The sequence below is a fragment of the Alteromonas sp. KUL150 genome (genome assembly GCF_009811475.1).
GTDB lineage: Bacteria > Pseudomonadota > Gammaproteobacteria > Enterobacterales > Alteromonadaceae > Alteromonas > Alteromonas gracilis.
Map to the genome: position 1 here is coordinate 61,763 of NZ_BLIJ01000018.1, position 17,303 is coordinate 79,065.

At 45.3% G+C, this 17,303-nt stretch carries 13 protein-coding genes; 2 read left to right on the top strand and 11 right to left on the bottom strand.

The genetic code is table 11. The annotated features are described in order from the left end of the window. Positions 1-29 precede the first annotated feature (29 nt). The 11 genes from GVO62_RS03710 to gltB all read right to left on the bottom strand — a co-directional run bounded on the left by GVO62_RS03710 (position 30) and on the right by gltB (position 13,177). Positions 30-1,388: an NAD(P)/FAD-dependent oxidoreductase gene (locus GVO62_RS03710; protein WP_159117791.1), complete on the bottom strand. Its 1,359-nt coding sequence runs from the start codon at positions 1,386-1,388 to the stop codon at positions 30-32. Positions 1,389-1,421: 33 nt separating this feature from the next. Next, positions 1,422-2,021, bottom strand: a complete 600-nt coding sequence (locus tag GVO62_RS03715; RefSeq protein ID WP_236547053.1) for a GNAT family N-acetyltransferase — start codon at positions 2,019-2,021, stop codon at positions 1,422-1,424. Then, a complete protein-coding gene (locus GVO62_RS03720; RefSeq protein WP_159117792.1) occupies positions 2,018-2,419 on the bottom strand; it encodes a DUF2721 domain-containing protein in 402 nt (133 codons plus the stop codon). The genes GVO62_RS03715 and GVO62_RS03720 overlap by 4 nt, the downstream gene beginning before the upstream one ends. A gap of 161 nt (positions 2,420-2,580) precedes the next feature. Then, complete coding sequence (locus GVO62_RS03725) at positions 2,581-2,985, bottom strand: rhodanese-like domain-containing protein (protein ID WP_159117793.1); 405 nt, start codon at positions 2,983-2,985, stop codon at positions 2,581-2,583. Between the two features lie 58 nt (positions 2,986-3,043). Next, positions 3,044-4,039 carry a cobalamin-binding protein gene (locus GVO62_RS03730; RefSeq protein WP_236547054.1) on the bottom strand — a complete coding sequence of 332 codons (996 nt, stop codon included), beginning with the start codon at positions 4,037-4,039 and terminating at the stop codon, positions 3,044-3,046. A 32-nt stretch (positions 4,040-4,071) separates the two neighbouring features. Beyond that, positions 4,072-5,016, bottom strand: coding sequence for a cobalamin biosynthesis protein CobD/CbiB (locus GVO62_RS03735; RefSeq protein WP_159117794.1), 945 nt, complete (start codon positions 5,014-5,016; stop codon positions 4,072-4,074). A 1-nt stretch (position 5,017) separates the two neighbouring features. Further along, the gene (locus tag GVO62_RS03740) at positions 5,018-5,719 is read right to left on the bottom strand and encodes a 5'-methylthioadenosine/adenosylhomocysteine nucleosidase (RefSeq protein WP_105929486.1); all 702 of its coding nucleotides are present in this window, start codon (positions 5,717-5,719) and stop codon (positions 5,018-5,020) included. A gap of 166 nt (positions 5,720-5,885) precedes the next feature. Beyond that, positions 5,886-6,473 (bottom strand): DUF2726 domain-containing protein, encoded by a 588-nt coding sequence (locus GVO62_RS03745; RefSeq protein WP_159117795.1) that lies wholly within the window; start codon positions 6,471-6,473, stop codon positions 5,886-5,888. Between the two features lie 204 nt (positions 6,474-6,677). After that, positions 6,678-7,091, bottom strand: coding sequence for a hypothetical protein (locus GVO62_RS03750; RefSeq protein WP_159117796.1), 414 nt, complete (start codon positions 7,089-7,091; stop codon positions 6,678-6,680). Positions 7,092-7,281: 190 nt separating this feature from the next. Continuing rightward, the gene (locus tag GVO62_RS03755) at positions 7,282-8,697 is read right to left on the bottom strand and encodes an FAD-dependent oxidoreductase (RefSeq protein ID WP_120961916.1); all 1,416 of its coding nucleotides are present in this window, start codon (positions 8,695-8,697) and stop codon (positions 7,282-7,284) included. A gap of 13 nt (positions 8,698-8,710) precedes the next feature. Next, positions 8,711-13,177, bottom strand: coding sequence for a glutamate synthase large subunit (gene gltB, locus GVO62_RS03760; RefSeq protein WP_159117797.1), 4,467 nt, complete (start codon positions 13,175-13,177; stop codon positions 8,711-8,713). A gap of 676 nt (positions 13,178-13,853) precedes the next feature. On the opposite strand from gltB, the gene GVO62_RS03765 reads away from it, so the two are divergent. Further along, positions 13,854-14,801 (top strand): N-acetylmuramoyl-L-alanine amidase, encoded by a 948-nt coding sequence (locus GVO62_RS03765; protein WP_159117798.1) that lies wholly within the window; start codon positions 13,854-13,856, stop codon positions 14,799-14,801. Between the two features lie 114 nt (positions 14,802-14,915). After that, positions 14,916-17,270 carry an aerobic respiration two-component sensor histidine kinase ArcB gene (gene arcB / locus GVO62_RS03770; protein WP_105929492.1) on the top strand — a complete coding sequence of 785 codons (2,355 nt, stop codon included), beginning with the start codon at positions 14,916-14,918 and terminating at the stop codon, positions 17,268-17,270. The last annotated feature ends 33 nt before the right edge of the window (positions 17,271-17,303 follow it).

A 17,303-nucleotide genomic window follows, 5' to 3' on the forward strand; every position in this document is an offset into this window, starting at 1 on the left:
ATTATAGTCAGCATGCAATATAAACATTGTTAGCGTTCTGCGAATTTCGCCCATTGATAAAGACCATGCAGCGCGAGCCTTCTCGCTTTCGCAAAAGGATAGGTTTTAAGTGGCGAACAATAAAGGGGAAGGGATAAATCGACGTCACAGGTACCTAGCATACGTTGAGCGAGTCTTTGCCCAGCAAATGCGGCAAAAGAAACCCCCGAACCGCAGTATCCCATGGCATAACCGATAGTAGAGCCAGAGCGGTGTGTATTATTGTTGCTAGCGTCATTGTAGACGAAAATTCGGGGCATACTGTCTAATGACACACTCACCCAGCCACTCCAGAAATAGTTCATGGCAATGCTACTTAGCGCTGGAAAACTTTTTACCATGGCGTTATAGAGACGCTGCTTTTCTGAGGAGTTGTCGCCACCTTTTCCAGTTACCGCGCCACGACCACCGAATAGTAGGCGTCCGTCGGGTAATACACGATAATAGTATTTCATCATTCGTGTATCCATAAAACTCATTGGCACAGTTAGCCCAGATTGCGCACGCTGTTCATCATTCAATGGAGCTGTGACAAAAATGCTCGACTGAACAGGGAACTGCTTATTATCTATGGCGTCGTGAAAGCGCTTAGGGGTATAAGCGTTAGTGGCAATTAGTATGTGTTTGGCTGATACAGAGCCGTTCGGGGTTGTAACTACATATCTTGTCTTATGCTTCTCGATACGGATAGCAGGAGAGTCATAGTAAAGCGAAGCGCCAAGTGCTTTTGCTACTCGTGCATACTCGCTTACCAATTTTAACGGATGTAAACACGCTCCATTTACTTCAACTCCCCCGTAAGTCCCCTGAATGCCGAAGCGAGAAGTGAGATCCTCTTGACTAAGTAGGGTACTTGCTACGTTGAACTGAGATTCATGGTGCTTTGCGCTATCGCACAGTAGGTTGGCTTGTTTTGGGCTGTGAGCAAGTTTCAAATAGGGTCCTTTGACTAGGTCTACGTGCATATCAAAGTCTACAATACGTTGATTGAGTAGATTTACCGCGCCATCAAATTCAGCCTGCATACCTTTAGCAACCGCATATCCCCATCTATTTTCTATGGCACTTAATGCTAGGCGACCGCTTCCAGAAAGAATGAAACCACCATTGCGACCTGCGCAGCCAAAACCCAATGAATTTGCGTCGAGCAGTGCTACCTGTTGACTAGCTTCAGCAAGCGTCATTGCAGCCGACAGCCCAGTATATCCCCCTCCAATAACAAGGTAATCTGAACTTATATTTTTACTTAACGGTGGCAGCGTTTCAGGTTTGTGAGTGGCATGCCAGTAGCTTTCGGCTAGGGGCTGAGATGGTGAAACGCCGTGGGAAACTAAAGGGTCGTAAGGCATAAGAAACAAAAAGTAGTAAATACTCGATAAAGCTTAAAATTCAAGAAGCATTTCTGCGCCTTCACATTCGCAATATTCCGTGCATATAGGGCAGTCGTAGCCTTCATGAATAGAAGCATAGCGCCATTTATTGGGGTGTTTTTTTATAAGCTGCCCGCCATTTTTGGTGAAATACTTAAAAGCGCTATTGCCAGGGCTGGCCAGCCAAATGTGTGCTAGTCCCGCATCTGCGCCTTGTGCCTTTGCACACTCAATAGACTTATGCAGTAATTCGCTCCCAATTCCTTTACCTTGCATGTCTGGATCAACGGTGTTGCACTTAAAGTAGCAAACATTTTCAGCTGTCGCAGGCCACAAGGAAGGCGTGCACCATTCGTCGCTTTGCCATTGGTTGTGAGCAAAGGTTAAACGAAAACCAACCACGTTATTTTGATTCAGCGCCACCCAACTAGCGTTGATATCGCCTACAAAGCTTTTTGCGTAATAATCGGCTAGCAAGTCATTGGTAAGATAATTGTCGCCATGCACCTTATTACCCAGTGAAATTACACCTGCAAAGTGGATAGGCGAGAGTGGCGCGTAGGTTATATCACATTGCGCCAAAACGTTTTGATGCATAGGGGCTGACTTCATGACTTCTCTTTACTTGGAGTATGCTTTATCCCGTCTAGGTGAACATCCAGAGCCTCTACGGATATAAGTATTTCTCTCACGGACATCCACAGTGAATAAAGCAATGAAACTAGGCTTGCTGCGAAGACCCAATTGCCCACCTGCTGGTAAGTAAGATAAATGGCGAGCATCGAAACGACGCACAGAAAAAAACTCCCGACACCAGCTATTTGCATGCGTTTGATGAGTTGAATGCGTAAACGCAGGTTTTTGATTTGAGCTTGCGTATTATCGTCTCGTTCTTCTTTCGAGAAGTTTCTGATTATCGTGGCGAGCGTCAAAAAACGATTTGTATAGGCCAAAAGTAGCAATGAAATTGCTGGAAACAACATGGCTGGGGTAGAGATATCTATTTTCATAAGAGGGTTATACAATCGAAGAATAACGAGAGTGTATCACACGCTGTTATCAACACACAGCGCACAGCGTCTTAGGTAATGTGTGCTTGATTAGAGGGTGTTGAGCAACACTAACAAGCGTTAGTAAGCAAAAATAACCGTGTACGCAAGGGCCAATAAAGTTACATTCTATCGACCGTCATTCCTGCTGCACTCCAACCTAACATGTCGCCTTCCAAATGCATGACTTCAGAAAAGTCGAGGTCTTCTAATACTTTCATTGCGAGTTTGGCTCTTCTGCCAGAGCGACAATAAATGATGATAGGCTTATTCTTGTGATTTTCTAATTCGCTAAGGTAGTCGTTAATATTTTCGTGAGGCATATTTACTGCCCCTGGTATATGGCCATCTGCAAATTCTTGTGGAGAACGCACGTCGATAAGCAGCCAGTCTTTATTCGCAACGCGTTTAATGAGGTAAGGCGAGGCAGCGACAGATGCTTGTGAGGTCGCTTTTGCAGTACATTGAAGCGTTGCAAAGAGTGCAACACCGACAATAAAAAGAAAAAACACAACAACTATTCGCATGCTAGAAAAACTCTTACTCTCACTTCGAAATTAGACTTAAGTATAACGCTTATGCAATTTAGTTTATACCTTCACACAGCAATTTTAGTTCATTTATTAAACGCAAAGAAAAGCGACTGGTAACGTCAGGATCTACAACGAGCAACGGTGCGTCTAAGAAGTCACGGTGCTTGGCCCAAAAAACTTCAAGGTCTGTGCGTGTGCTCTTTGACGCCGCCACTAATACGTGAGGTTGCCTCATTAAAACATCTTTTACGCTTACCTGTGGATAGTCGACGGGGCTGTCGTGGAACAAGGTTTGGGCTCCGCATACATTAAGCAGTTTATTCGGCCATGCTCCCGGCCCAATAGACATAAGCGGCACCGTCCATGAATAATAGAATATGGGTTTATTGGCGGCCTTTGCGTATTTCTCTTTTAGGGCGTTGAGTTCGTTAATAAATTTACCTGTTAGTGCGTTGGCACGTTTTTCTGTACCAGTCAGTTCGGCGAGTCTGTTTATTTCTCTGGGAATGTCTTCCAAATTTTCAACGTTACTGCTAAAAACCTCAAGCCCTAAAGAGGAGAGTTTGTGAATATCCTGAGGCTTATTTCCCCCATCCCAAGCGAGGATTAGATCGGGTTCAAGGGCTATTATAGTGGCGATATCTGCACCTTGATAGTCGGCTACGCGAAGAATAGCTTTGGCTTCCTCTGGAAAGTCACTGTAGTCGCTTACGCCCACAAGGTTTTTGCCTAGCCCTAAACTGAAAGCCCATTCAGTTAGGTGGGGAGCAAGGCTAACAATCTTCAATGAAGCGTCATCTTTTAACTTTATTTCATTATGCGCCGTGCTGCTTGTGCTAGCAGCATGTGACAGCATGCTTATGAATGCAGCCGAGAAACATAGATATATAACGCGTAAACTAAATGCATAGCGAAATACATTTAGCATTTTACTTTGCACTAGGTTGCTGCTTTTCTGACGCATCACTACATTTTTCATCGTTTGTTGAAGCCCATGAAATACTCGATTTATTTCATCACTGCGGATAGGTAGCAGTGGTCGCTGCACGGCCGTCGACTACTTTCACCATTAATTAAAAGCTAGGTTAGGGCCAAGGCCAAAATCGCAAGAGAAGCCACGGCCGTTGTTGCTAGCATCGCATACGTAATTGTAGATTTGGCAGCAATCATGTTTGAGTATTTCACATCGCCGTCGCCCCCAACTCGGGTATAACGAAACTTCCTATTTGCGTAAATTGCCGGCCCGCCAAGCTTTATATTGAGAACGCCGCCCATCAATGCAAGAAGTAACGAAGTTTTATCTTTTACTGGTGAACGTTTTATTGCACTCATCCCCTTGATTGGATGACTAACGAGAAGAGTTACTAATCCACCAAACAAGGCTGGTGGAAAGGTAAGTAAATAAACGAGTTTTCGCACCGGTCGGGCAAAATAAACCATGCTTGGCGTGCGATAATGCCATTGCCAAGACGTAAGTAACAGTAAACGATAGATAAGTGCACCAACTGGGCCAGTTACTACATAATAAAATATGACACCGCAGTAAAGATAAAGAAATTTCAGCCACAGCGACTCAATTGCGGCTTTAGCAATGCCAATATCAGACAAAGAGCCACATTGCCTCGCGGTCATTGTTTGCACCATCTCTCTTGCGAGAGACTTTTTATTTCTTCCCACACTTGCCAACACTCGTTTGTATTGTTGGCGCTGGTAGCCAAAATCGAGTAGCGCAATAAGAATGATGGCCTCGAAGAAAATAGGGTATTGGGCCATATAGACTAAAATGGCAATACAAGTTACCAATGGAGCAAGCAGGACAAGTGCAGCGAGAGTGCCTGAAATATAATGCTGGCTAGGGCCATAGTCGCGAGATGGTACGACTTTGCGCCCCATCTGTTGTACAAGGTAGCGCATTAGTGTTAGTGGATGAGTACTTTGGGGCCAGCGCCATATTGCGTCTACGGCGACAGCTAACCAAAGTACTAATAGCGACTGATATCTAGGGTCGCTAATAATGTCTGTCATCTTATTTTGCGAGGGCTTTTATCATCGCCATTACAAGCTGTGCTGAATTTTTGGCAGCAGTGTCTAAATATTCTTTGAAGCTAACCGATGATGTTTTTCCAGCAATGTCCGACAGCGAACGAATCACAAGAAATGGCGTGTCAAGCATGTAGCAAGTTTGGCCTATAGCGGCGCCTTCCATTTCAACTGCTTTCATATCAGGAAATTTCTCACGTAGTTCTGCCACGGCTTCATCGCTGCCGATAAATGCATCGCCAGTACAAATTAAGCCAGTTGTCGATTGAAGCGATGTAATTGTTGCCGCAGCATTATGTGCTGCTTCCATCAGTGTGGTATCACAACGAAAATCTTCAGGCATACCGGCACATTGACCTAGCTTATAACCAAAATGAGTCAGGTCGGCATCATGGTGAATGACGTGGCTAGCAATCACCAAATCGCCAATGTTGAGGGCTTTATCAAAACCACCGGCTGAACCGGTATTCACCACAGCATCGGGGGCGTACTGCTCAATAAGCACAGTGGTGGCAAGGGCTGCAGCAACTTTACCAATACCGCATTTAACTAACACAACGTCTAAGTCGTTAAGTGTGCCTTCATAAAATGTAAGGTGCTTCCATTGCGTTTCTTTTACATCGCAAAGTGACGCTTTAAGTAGCGCAACTTCTTCGTCCATTGCACCTAAAATACCAATTTTTTTCATAACTATACCGACGATGTTGAGGGGATTTAACGGGTGAATACGCTCTAAAGTGGTTTAATTGTATAAGGAAATCTTTAAAACTGACAGAAAAATGCCTTTGTTACTGCTATTTGAGAGTAAGAAAATAGCAATGTAACAAAGGCTAGGGGAAGTTAGGCTTGTTAGATTAAGCCGCCGCGGGTCTGCTTGAACGAATTGGGCGAGTTGGTCGCTTGGTCGGCTCAGGGTTATGAGTCGGCAATTGAGCCATCTTCTGCTGAAGGCGACGGTATGGAATGAGTTTATTTTCCAGACATTCGCGAATGTCATCTACCGTATAGCCAGACTTTACTTTAATTCTTGCGTGAGGAAGGCCAGCAGCGTCGAGCGCTCCTGTGACAAACCAGTCTTTCTGAGTTTTGTAGCCTTCTTTACCTTGGCTGTGAACTAAATCGATAGCCATTACAGGGCTCATATCTTGTTTGTTTACTAAAACAAAATCTAATTGACGGCTAGATGCTCTGCTTAACGCTTGGCTAGCCGTTTTTTTGTTGGTTGACTGTCGCACTGCAATGAGGTCGTTAAGGCGCACGCGGCACACAATTCTAAACTCTCTACCTACGGCCTGCTCTATTAGATTTAGGAACGTATGCTCCACAGGAGTAAATAATTGTGGCTTTCGTCTAAATGGAAACGCGACCCCGCCATCTGACAATTTAATGGCACCTAGCGCAACTAAAATAAGTAACATCATTAGAATAATTGCCAATTCCATCGTAACCCTCGCAAATATCAAAAAATAAAAGCCCGTGACAATTCGGTTGGTTAAGGTGCGCTAGTTTTTTGAAACTAACTCGAGCACTTTAGCTTTACCAGTGTCAGAAAAATGACACCAAGCATTGTCACCGTGTTGTACTTATCGAAATTGCAAGCCAGATGCCAACATGAGTAGTTTTACATGGCTTTTTAAACTGAGGGATTATTTACTGTTTGACGTAACCAGAATATCGATTTGGGAACCAGCATTATCGGGGCTTATTACTACCCTAATAGCCTTATCTTCAGACGTGAGTAACGTGCGCCCGCTAACGGGGGAGTGAGCTTTTAGCAAGGGATGTGCGGCTTGATAGAAACCGAGCATCTCCCGTGTGGAGCGTGGAGAATGGTAAACCATTACCGCTGTCATGCTTTCGTCAAATGCTTGGCATTGGCGGGCCTCTTCGGAAATTTTAACTTGCTGAAATTCCGATGGGCAAGACACTAAAGTAGGTTGCTTCGCAAAAGCGCTCTTTGAAGCAGCGTTAACCGAAACAGTATCGCCGTAGGATGAGCCACTTGTGCTAGCGAACACTGTCAAACATAGGGCGAGTTTTTTAATGTCTAAGTTCTTCATAAATAGCGTTTTGCGTAGTTTAATTCTTATTTGAATTTAGAATACTAGAGCCGTTGGTCCAGTACATCAACTAAACCTTGGTCTATTAACGTATGTTCTCAGCAGTTTTCGTATTTTCTGGGCACGCTAAAACAAAAAAGCTCGATAGTCAGACTATCGAGCTTTTCGTTAGCGGTTATTTTAGTGCTGCTTAAACGCCGATGTAGTCCATAATGCCTTCTGCGGCTTTACGACCTTCGTCAATTGCAGTAACAACCAGGTCACTACCACGTACCATATCGCCACCAGCAAACACCTGGGGATGAGAGGTTTGAAAGGCGAACTTACCTGCTGAAGGGGCGCGTACGCGTCCTTTTTCATCAAGCATGATGCCGAAATCTCCGAACCATGGTGCCGGGCTTGGTTGGAAGCCAAACGCAATGATAACTGCATCCGCTTCAAGTACGTGCTCTGAACCTTCTACTTCCACAGGGCGACGACGACCATTGGCATCTGGTGGCCCCATTTCTGTCTTAACGAGCTTAACGCCACAAGCTTTACCGTTTTCATCAACAGCAATGTCTAGCGGCTGGAGGTTAAATTTAAACTCTACACCTTCTTCCTTAGCGTTAACTACTTCTCGGCGTGATCCGGGCATACTCTCTTCGTCACGACGGTAAGCGCAGGTTACCTGTGCAGCGCCTTGACGGATTGACGTACGCACACAGTCCATGGTGGTATCACCACCACCTAATACAACTACGCGCTTGCCTTTCATATCAATGAAATCAGAGGGGGCTTTTTCAAGGCCCATTACGCGATTGGTATTAGCGATAAGGAAAGGTAGGGCTTCGTAAACACCTTCAACGTGCTCGTTGTCAAAGCCGCCTTGCATCGACTTGTAGGTACCCATGCCAAGGAAAACAGCATCGTATTTATCAAGCAAGTCTTGGAACTGGATGTCTTTACCGATTTCGGTATTAAGTACGAACTCAACACCCATCTCGGTAAAGATTTGGCGGCGTAGCTTTATTACGTCTTTCTCTAATTTGAAAGACGGAATACCAAACGTAAGTAGGCCACCGATTTCTTCGTATTTGTCGTAAACGACAGGTTTAACGCCGTTACGAACCAGAATATCAGCACATGCAAGGCCTGCAGGACCTGCACCCACGATAGCCACTTTTTTGTCGGTCCATACCACGTCTGACATGTCTGGGCGCCAACCCATTTTAAACGCAGTATCAGTAATATACTTTTCAATACTACCGATGGTGACCGCACCAAAATCGTCATTCAGCGTACAAGCGCCTTCGCAGAGCCTGTCTTGTGGGCAAACGCGACCACAGACCTCTGGCAAGCTGTTAGTTTTATGCGAAAGCTCTGCGGCTTCTAAAATTCGGCCTTCGTTAGCCAAGCTCAACCACTGAGGAATGTAGTTGTGCACGGGACACTTCCATTCGCAATAGGGGTTACCGCAGTCCAAGCAGCGATCTGCTTGGCCTTCGGTTTGAGATTGGCTAAGCGGCTGATAAATTTCCGCGAACTCATGTTTGCGTACCATGATCGGCTTTTTCGGCGGATCGATACGTTCAACATCGACAAATTGATATACGTTCTTTGCCATAAACTAAATCCTCTTACTGAGCCTGAATGCGTAATTCAGCACTTGAACGACTGATGTGACCAAGCAAGTTTTTCACATCACTGGTTTTTGGCTTAATAAGCTTAAAGCGTTTCAGCGTTGCGGCGAAATCAGTAAGCAACGATAACGAATGCTCGCTTCCTGTTTCTTCGTAATGCTGATTAATTAAGCCACGTAAGTGCTCAGCAAGAATTGCTTTATCTTCAATTGACATAACATCGACTAGTTCGGCATTTACACGGTTGTCAAGATCGTCGCCATCATCCATAAGATAGGCAAAACCACCTGTCATACCAGCACCGAAGTTAACACCAACCGGACCAAGAACAGCCACAATACCGCCTGTCATGTACTCGCAGCCGTTATCCCCAATACCTTCCACTACCGCAATGGCACCAGAGTTACGAACGCCAAAGCGCTCACCGGCACGGCCAGCAGCAAACAGCTTACCGCCGGTTGCACCGTAAAGGCAGGTGTTACCCATAATGGCGCTGTCGTGGGCGTCGTATGAGATGTCGCGAGGCGGATGAATAACCAGCTTACCGCCGGTCATCCCTTTACCTACATAATCGTTGGCATCGCCTTCAAGGTGCATATGCAGGCCGCCAGCGTTCCATACGCCAAAGCTTTGACCTGCTGTGCCAGTAAGCTCAACTTTGATAGGTGTATCTTCAAAGTCGTGGTTACCGTGATGTTTAGCAATTTCACCCGACAGCAATGCGCCTACAGAGCGGTCTGTGTTGCGAATTGGGTATTTAAGGGTAATCGACTTGCCCTCAACCACAGCTTGCTGACCGTCTTTGAGCATCTGGGCATTCAGCTCGCCTTTATCAATTGGCGCGTTAGTCGTTTGCGAGCAGAATAAACGCGTGTGCTCACCTGCTTTAGGCTGCGCTAGCAATGGAGACAAATCTAAACGGTTTTGTTTAGCAGTAATGCCATCTAGCACCCTAAGTAGCTCTGTGCGACCAACAAGGTCGTCGAACTTAGCAATACCCATCGACGCCATGATTTCACGTACTTCCTGAGCAATGAACTTAAAGTAGTTCATTACCATGTCTGGTAGGCCGATGAAGTGGTCGTCACGCAGCTTTTGATCCTGCGTTGCTACACCGGTTGCACAGTTGTTTAGGTGGCAAATACGCAAGTATTTACAACCTAAAGCCACCATTGGGCCTGTACCAAAGCCAAAGCTTTCCGCACCTAAGATACCTGCTTTTACAACATCAAGACCGGTTTTCAAACCACCGTCGGTTTGAACGCGAACCTTGTGGCGTAGTCCATTTTCGATAAGTGCTTGCTGAGTTTCAGATAAACCTAATTCAAATGGGCTACCTGCATACTTAACCGATGTTAGCGGGCTTGCACCTGTACCGCCGTCGTAACCTGAAACGGTGATAAGGTCGGCATAAGCTTTTGCTACGCCCGTTGCGATCGTACCTACACCCGGCTCAGATACTAGCTTAACTGATATCAGCGCCGTTGGATTAACCTGTTTCAAATCGAAAATTAGCTGCGCTAAATCTTCAATTGAATAGATATCGTGGTGTGGAGGCGGTGAAATAAGAGTTACACCCGGCACAGAGAAACGTAGCTGTGCGATGTACTTATTTACTTTGTCGCCAGGAAGCTGACCACCTTCACCGGGTTTTGCACCTTGCGCCACTTTAATTTGAATAACGTTAGCGTTAACCAAATAATGAGGCGTTACACCAAAACGACCTGATGCAACCTGCTTAATTTTAGAGTTCTTTTCAGTACCAAATCGAGAAGGGTGTTCACCACCTTCCCCCGAGTTTGACTGACCGCCCAAGCGGTTCATGGCAATCGCCAGCGCTTCATGGGCTTCAGGGCTTAATGCACCAATTGACATTGCTGCGGTATCAAAGCGAGGGAATAGATTTTCCGGTGCTTCTACTTCGCTAATATCAATAGGATCGCAATTAGGGTTGATGGCTAGCAAGTCGCGAATGTGCGCAGGTGCACGCTCGTTAACTAGCTTAGCGTATTGCTGATAGTCGTCGTAGTTACCTGACACCACCGCTTTTTGAAGCGTGCTAACTACGTCAGGGTTATAGGCGTGGTATTCGCCGCCATGTACATATTTTAGCAAGCCGCCGTGGTCTACTGATTTACGCTTGAGCCACGCTATGCGATTGAGGTTAATAAGGTCTTGATGGAAGTCATCGAAGCCTGCACCTTGAATACGCGACGTCACGCCTTTGAAACAAAGCTTCATCACTTCGTTATTCACGCCCACTGCTTCAAAGAGCTTAGAGCTACGATAGCTAGCTACAGTGCTAATACCCATCTTAGACATGATCTTATACAAGCCTTTATTGATACCCTTACGGTAGTTCAACGTGGCCTGCATAGGAGAAATGTCTAGCTCGCCTTTTTCGCAAAGCTGCTCGATAGTTTCGTATGCAAGGAATGGGTAAACCGCGGTTGCACCCAAGCCGATAAGTACGGCAAAGTGATGCGGATCGCGGGCGCTTGCCGTTTCAACAACAACGTTCGCGTCGCAGCGCAGTGACTTTTCTACCAAACGGCGCTGAACGGCACCCACTGCCATTGCTGCAGGGATAACTAAGCGGTTTTGTTTAATGTTTCTGTCAGACAGAATAACGAACGCAGCGCGTTTGTTTTTAACCAGCATTTCTACTTCATTACATACGCGCTCAATGGCTTTCTTCAAACCTTCTTGCGGTGCATATTGAAGCTCTACCACTTCAGAGTAGTAGTTGTCTGGGTTGAATTCACGCAGCTGTTTAAGGTCGGTATACATCAATATTGGCGAGTCGAACAATACTCGGTCAGCGTAACCTGACGTTTCACTAAATACGTTTTGTTCACGTCCAATACAGGTTGCCAGCGACATTACGTGATTCTCACGTAGCGGATCGATAGGCGGGTTAGTAACCTGTGCAAACTGTTGACGGAAATAGTCATAGATTGTGCGCTGACGCGATGACATAACCGCCATTGGCGTGTCGTCACCCATTGAGCCAACGGCTTCTTGACCGTCTTTCGCTAGCACTTTCACAACCTGCTGAATTTCTTCGTAGCTATAGGCGTGCAGCTTGTGATACACCGCCATAGCGTCATCATTAAATACACGCTTACCAATAAGAGAGGCATCAAGCTCCTCGATAGGTGTAAGTCGGCGAATGTGTTTATCTAACCACTCTTTATAAGGATGGCGAGCCTTGAGGTCGTCATCAATTTCGGTAGAACGCCAGATTTTGCCCGTGTAGGTATCTACAGCAAGCATTTCACCTGGGCCAACTCGACCTTTTTCGATAACGTCGGCCTGCTCGTAATCCCAAATACCTACTTCAGAGGCAAGGGTAATGAAACCGTTCTTAGTAATAACGTAACGAGCAGGACGTAGACCATTTCTATCAAGGTTACAGGCAACGTGGCGACCGTTAGTTAAAACGATACCCGCTGGGCCGTCCCATGGTTCCATGTGCATAGAGTTGAACTCGTAAAATGCACGAAGATCATCGTCCATGGTCTTGTTGTTTTGATAGGCGGGTGGAACAAGTAACCGCATAGCACGGAATAAATCCATACCGCCGGCTAAGAATAGCTCCAGCATGTTATCCAGCGATGATGAGTCTGAACCTTCAGTATTAACAAAAGGTGCTGCATCTTTAAGGTCTGGAATAAGTGGCGTTGAGAATTTAGCAGCACGTGCCATTGCCCAGTCGCGGTTACCTTTAATAGTGTTAATTTCACCATTATGCGCAAGGAAACGGAAAGGCTGAGCTAGCGGCCAGCGTGGTAATGTGTTTGTTGAGAAGCGCTGGTGGAATACGCAGATTGCGCTTTGCATACGCTCGTCGGCAAGATCGTGATAAAAGGCAGGCAAGTCTTTCGGCATTACCAAGCCTTTGTAGATTGTTACAAGGCCTGAAAGACAAGCCACATAAAAATCGGGATCTTGTTCAAGACGCTTTTCTGCTCGGCGGCGGATCATATACAAACGACGTTCTAGGTCGCGTTTTCTCCAGCCTGCAGGTGCGTTAACGAACACCTGTTCGATTTGCGGAACGCCCGTTAGCGCTAATTCACCCAGTACTGAGCGGTCGACAGGCACTTCGCGCCAACCCACTACTGATAATGTTTCTTTTTCTAGTTCTTCATTAAGTACTTCACGCGCGGCTTGCGCAAGCACTGGGTCCTGACTTAAGAAAATCATGCCCACGCCGTATTTTTTGCTGAGTTTCCAGCCATTTTCTTCGGCGATTGCATGGAAGAACGCATCCGGTTTCTGTAGTAATAAACCACAGCCGTCACCGGTTTTCCCGTCGGCGGCGATACCGCCGCGATGCTGCATACGGTCAAGGCCGTGTATAGCAGTTGTTACCAATTCATGACTGGCTTCCCCATGAGTGTGAGCGATTAAGCCAAACCCACAGTTGTCCCGGGAATCATTGGGATTATATAAACTCATCTCTTAACTCCTTCAACCTTTTGACTGGGCAAGGTATGCGTTGCGTGTAGATGCGCCTAGGTTTGCGTATCACAACATTATTAGACGTCTTTTAGCCTGCTAGCGTTATTGCTTACAGTGCGCGCCTTTCTTGTCGTTATTTATTATTAGAGGATTACCAGTCGTTTCCGCATTTTTATGCATTATTGCGATGCGGGCCGTACAAAATACCCACATTGAAAACTAAAATCAAACGCTAAAATTGCTCGGCTTCTTAGCTTTTAGTATAAATATAAATTAATTGTTTAATTTCAATAATTTGCATTATTTATTTTAGGTTTGTAACAAAATTGTTATAAGCCTAGAAATTCAATTAAATGGCACCGTCTAAACGATAATAGTTTTCGTTTGTATAATCATCGTGAATAAATATGCTTTTTAGTTGTCATTTTATGTTGTCAATGATGGGTTGGGCTGTATTTTTATTAAATTGTAAAGTTTTAGTTCCGGTTACATAAGAGGTTTGCTATGTTGGTTAAAAAATAACCTGGTGTAAAGTTGGATATGGTGTTAATGCAATAATAGGTACTTCGACATTACACTCTGAATTGGCCGGCAAGCGAGCGTTTCGGTAAAAATTGAAGAATAAAAATTCACTGTCGTAGCGATAGACGCAACTATTAAGGAAGATGAGATAATGCCCCTGTCCACACTGCCTAAAACTTCACTGAGGCTCGCTGAACACAGATTGGTAGGCGAGAACGTGAGCTTTAAATCGTCGCCAAATACTTCTGGACCATTTGAGTCTAACGCTCCTGATACCATTGTCATTCACTTTACCGCGGGAAGCAGTTTGCAATCGTCAGTCGATGTCCTCACTAGTGCAGATAGTGGCGTTTCCGCCCATTTCGTCATTGGCCGAAACGGTGACATTGTGCAATTGCTGCCGACCAATCAAATAGCATGGCATGCTGGTGTAAGCGCTTATGCTGGAAGAACTGACTTAAACCGCTACTCAATAGGCATCGAGCTAGATAACGCGGGTCAGCTAGAGCCGAGAGACGACGGTCTCTTTGAAAGCTGGTTTGGCAGGCGTTACGAAAAGAGCGAAACGATAGAAGCACTTCACCCTAATCAATCCGTTATGGGCTATTGGCATAAATATACGGATATTCAAATTGCCACAACAGCAAGCCTTTGTCGTTTGCTTTGTGCTCACTATCCAATTTCTACATTGATTGGACATGAAGAAATTGCGCCTTCTCGAAAGGTTGATCCCGGCCCGGCCTTTCCCATGGAAGCATTACGAAAATTGTTGATGTTAGGTGCATATAAGCAGGAGTCGCACTCATATAAAGATGGCCTAAACAATGAGATCGCTTTGCGTCAAGAAACCCATGAGAGATCTGAAAATACTGTACATAACATAAAAGGTCGCGTGGCTAGCGTAAGCGCAAACACGTTAAATGTGCGCAAAGGGCCAAGCGCGTCATTTTCATTGGTTGATAACACGTTGCAAAAAGGCGAAGTGCTGAAGATATTAGAAACGCAGGGGGAGTGGGCTAAAGTTTCATTTACAAAAATAGGATGGGTGAACACGCAATACATTAATGAAATCTCCGAGAGATTACCGTTTGAAGGATAGTCATTGACCTTGTGCATGTAGATAGAAAATTATCTATGCGGATTGGTATAACGCATTCCCGAAGTGGTGAAAGCCTGATAGGATAAAGGCAAAATAAGTTTCAATTTGACGTACATGCATTCAGATTCACCAAACGATTCTTGGGCAATTCGCTTTGCTCAATTTGTGCAGCGATTTGGCACACTAAAGCTCAGCATACTATTCGTTGTGCTTTCCCTTGTATTCACGCTTGGCGGTTCATACGTAATTCGCGTAAGTATGGGGAGTCAGGTCCAGCCTGATGATTTTATTAGCGCCGTAGTCCTTACGATGCTTTCAGCGCCATGGGTATTGTATTTCTTCAGTGAGCTAATTAAGCAATTAGAAAACTCACGAACTAATTTAAAAGAAGTAGTAAGCCAGTTAGAAAGTTTGCGAGAAGAAGATGTGTTCCTGAATCGAGAGCTTCAGAGCAATATCAGGCAATTGAACCATGAGATAGAGCAGCGAAAACAAGCACAAGAAGAACGTGAAGCTCTTTTTAAAGACCTTGAAAGAGAAATTCAAGATAAGTCAGAACAAGAAGCCCAGGCACGCCGTCTTTCAACATTACTACGTTCAATTATTGATGCTTCTCCAGATCTCATCTACTACCGCAATGAAGAAGGCCGTTTTGCTGGCTGTAATCGCATTGCTGAACTTATGACGGGTAAAACCGAGCAAGAGCTTTTGGGGTTAACGCCGAAAGATGTTTATGAAGAAGAGCTTGCCCGCCAAATTGTTGCCAGTGATCACGAAGTATTAGAAACCAACGCCAGTATTACCGAAGAATTGTGGTTGCGCTTTGCTGATGGGCGTCGTCGTTACTTTGAAATGAAGCGTGTGCCTTTCTTCGATAAAGAAGGTAATCGTCTAGGCTTGTTGTCCTTTGGTCGAGATATGACCGAGCGCAAACAAGCTGAAAATGCCGCTGCTAAGGCTAGCACGGACAAAACCCGTTTTATCGCTACCATCAGTCACGAACTGCGTACGCCACTCAATGGTATTGTTGGCTTGAGCCGCATGCTGCGCGATACAGAGTTAACCGACGAGCAATTTAGCTGGGTGAGTACCATTTACGCCAGCGCGATAACATTAGGGAACATATTCAACGATATTATTGACTTGGATAAGCTCGACAGAGACAAGCTTGAGCTAAGTCTTAAGACTATTTCACTGAAGGATTTTACTGAGGAACTGAGCAGTATTATTCGCCTGCTTGCAGGAGATAAACAACTCGATTTTAAAACCAAGATTAACGAACCGCTTCCGCGTCTTGTCGAAATAGATGGAACCCGCCTACGACAAATTTTGTGGAACATCCTATTCAACGCAGTGAAGTTTACGCAGAAAGGGCATGTGAGTTTATCGGTGTCTGCAACTAAGCCAGATGGCGATAAAGCGTATGTAACGTTTGTTATAGAAGACACGGGTGTAGGTATTCCTGAAAGCGAGATAGATAAAATTTTTGCGATGTATTACCAGGTTGATCATCCCGACCATCAGTCGGCAACTGGGACCGGTATTGGCCTGGCGATTTGTAAGCAAATGGTTGACTTGATGAAGGGTGAAATTCACGTTTCAAGCCAAGTAGGCAAAGGGACTCGGTTTGAAATTGTGTTGCCTGTGCAAATTTCTAATAGCCCAATGAAAGTGGCCCAGCTAGAAGTTACCGGGCTCAATATCTTGTTGGTAGAAGATATTGAGTTGAACGTAATGGTAGCCAAAGCCTTGTTAGAAAAGCTTGGTCAGAAGGTTGATGTAGCGATGACCGGGCAAGAAGCTATAGATAAAGCACGAGCCACACAATACGACCTTATACTGTTAGACATTCAGCTGCCTGACATGACAGGGTTTGACGTGGCAAGTACGTTAATTGAAGAGGACTTAGTTATGCAGACGCCTATTGTCGCGCTCACGGCTAATGTTATCAAAAAACGTGACGAGTATCTTGAGAACGGTATGGACGATGTGATTGCCAAGCCGATCAAAAAGTCACGGGTTATTGAAGTCTTTAATGAGTTATTTCATGCACCTCCTGCGCCTCTAGAAGTTGATGGGGAAGTAGAACGTCCTGAACCAAACAAAACATTAAGTAACATTTTAGATATGGACTTATTGCAGATGTTGGTTGATACCATAGGGGACGAAATGGTGCGCGCCAGCGTTAAAGTATTCCAAGAAAAAATGCCTGAGTACATGGAAATACTCCAGCTAAGCTTAAGTGCAGACGAAAAATCAGAAGTGTGTTCACAAGCCCATAAGATTAAGGGGGCTGCTGGCTCTGTTGGTTTGGCACGAGTGCAGCGTATTGCTAACCAAATACAGCAGGGCGACCATCCAACGTGGTGGGAGAACGTGCATGATTGGGTGGAAGAGCTGCAGATGGCAGTTCAGCATGATATGAAAGCACTGCACGACTGGCTTAACGAACAGCAAGTTGACGATTAACTTGCGCAGTGCGCTTTATACCAATCCGCATAG

Bases quoted from the DNA above. Each gene is read 5' to 3' on its own strand.
- GVO62_RS03710 (WP_159117791.1), bottom strand. From the start codon at position 1,388: ATGCCTTACGACCCTTTAGTTTCCCACGGCGTTTCACCATCTCAGCCC.
- GVO62_RS03715 (WP_236547053.1), bottom strand. From the start codon at position 2,021: ATGAAGTCAGCCCCTATGCATCAAAACGTTTTGGCGCAATGTGATATA.
- GVO62_RS03720 (WP_159117792.1), bottom strand. From the start codon at position 2,419: ATGAAAATAGATATCTCTACCCCAGCCATGTTGTTTCCAGCAATTTCA.
- GVO62_RS03725 (WP_159117793.1), bottom strand. From the start codon at position 2,985: ATGCGAATAGTTGTTGTGTTTTTTCTTTTTATTGTCGGTGTTGCACTC.
- GVO62_RS03735 (WP_159117794.1), bottom strand. From the start codon at position 5,016: ATGACAGACATTATTAGCGACCCTAGATATCAGTCGCTATTAGTACTT.
- GVO62_RS03740 (WP_105929486.1), bottom strand. From the start codon at position 5,719: ATGAAAAAAATTGGTATTTTAGGTGCAATGGACGAAGAAGTTGCGCTA.
- GVO62_RS03745 (WP_159117795.1), bottom strand. From the start codon at position 6,473: ATGGAATTGGCAATTATTCTAATGATGTTACTTATTTTAGTTGCGCTA.
- GVO62_RS03750 (WP_159117796.1), bottom strand. From the start codon at position 7,091: ATGAAGAACTTAGACATTAAAAAACTCGCCCTATGTTTGACAGTGTTC.
- GVO62_RS03755 (WP_120961916.1), bottom strand. From the start codon at position 8,697: ATGGCAAAGAACGTATATCAATTTGTCGATGTTGAACGTATCGATCCG.
- gltB (WP_159117797.1), bottom strand. From the start codon at position 13,177: ATGAGTTTATATAATCCCAATGATTCCCGGGACAACTGTGGGTTTGGC.
- GVO62_RS03765 (WP_159117798.1), top strand. From the start codon at position 13,854: ATGCCCCTGTCCACACTGCCTAAAACTTCACTGAGGCTCGCTGAACAC.
- arcB (WP_105929492.1), top strand. From the start codon at position 14,916: ATGCATTCAGATTCACCAAACGATTCTTGGGCAATTCGCTTTGCTCAA.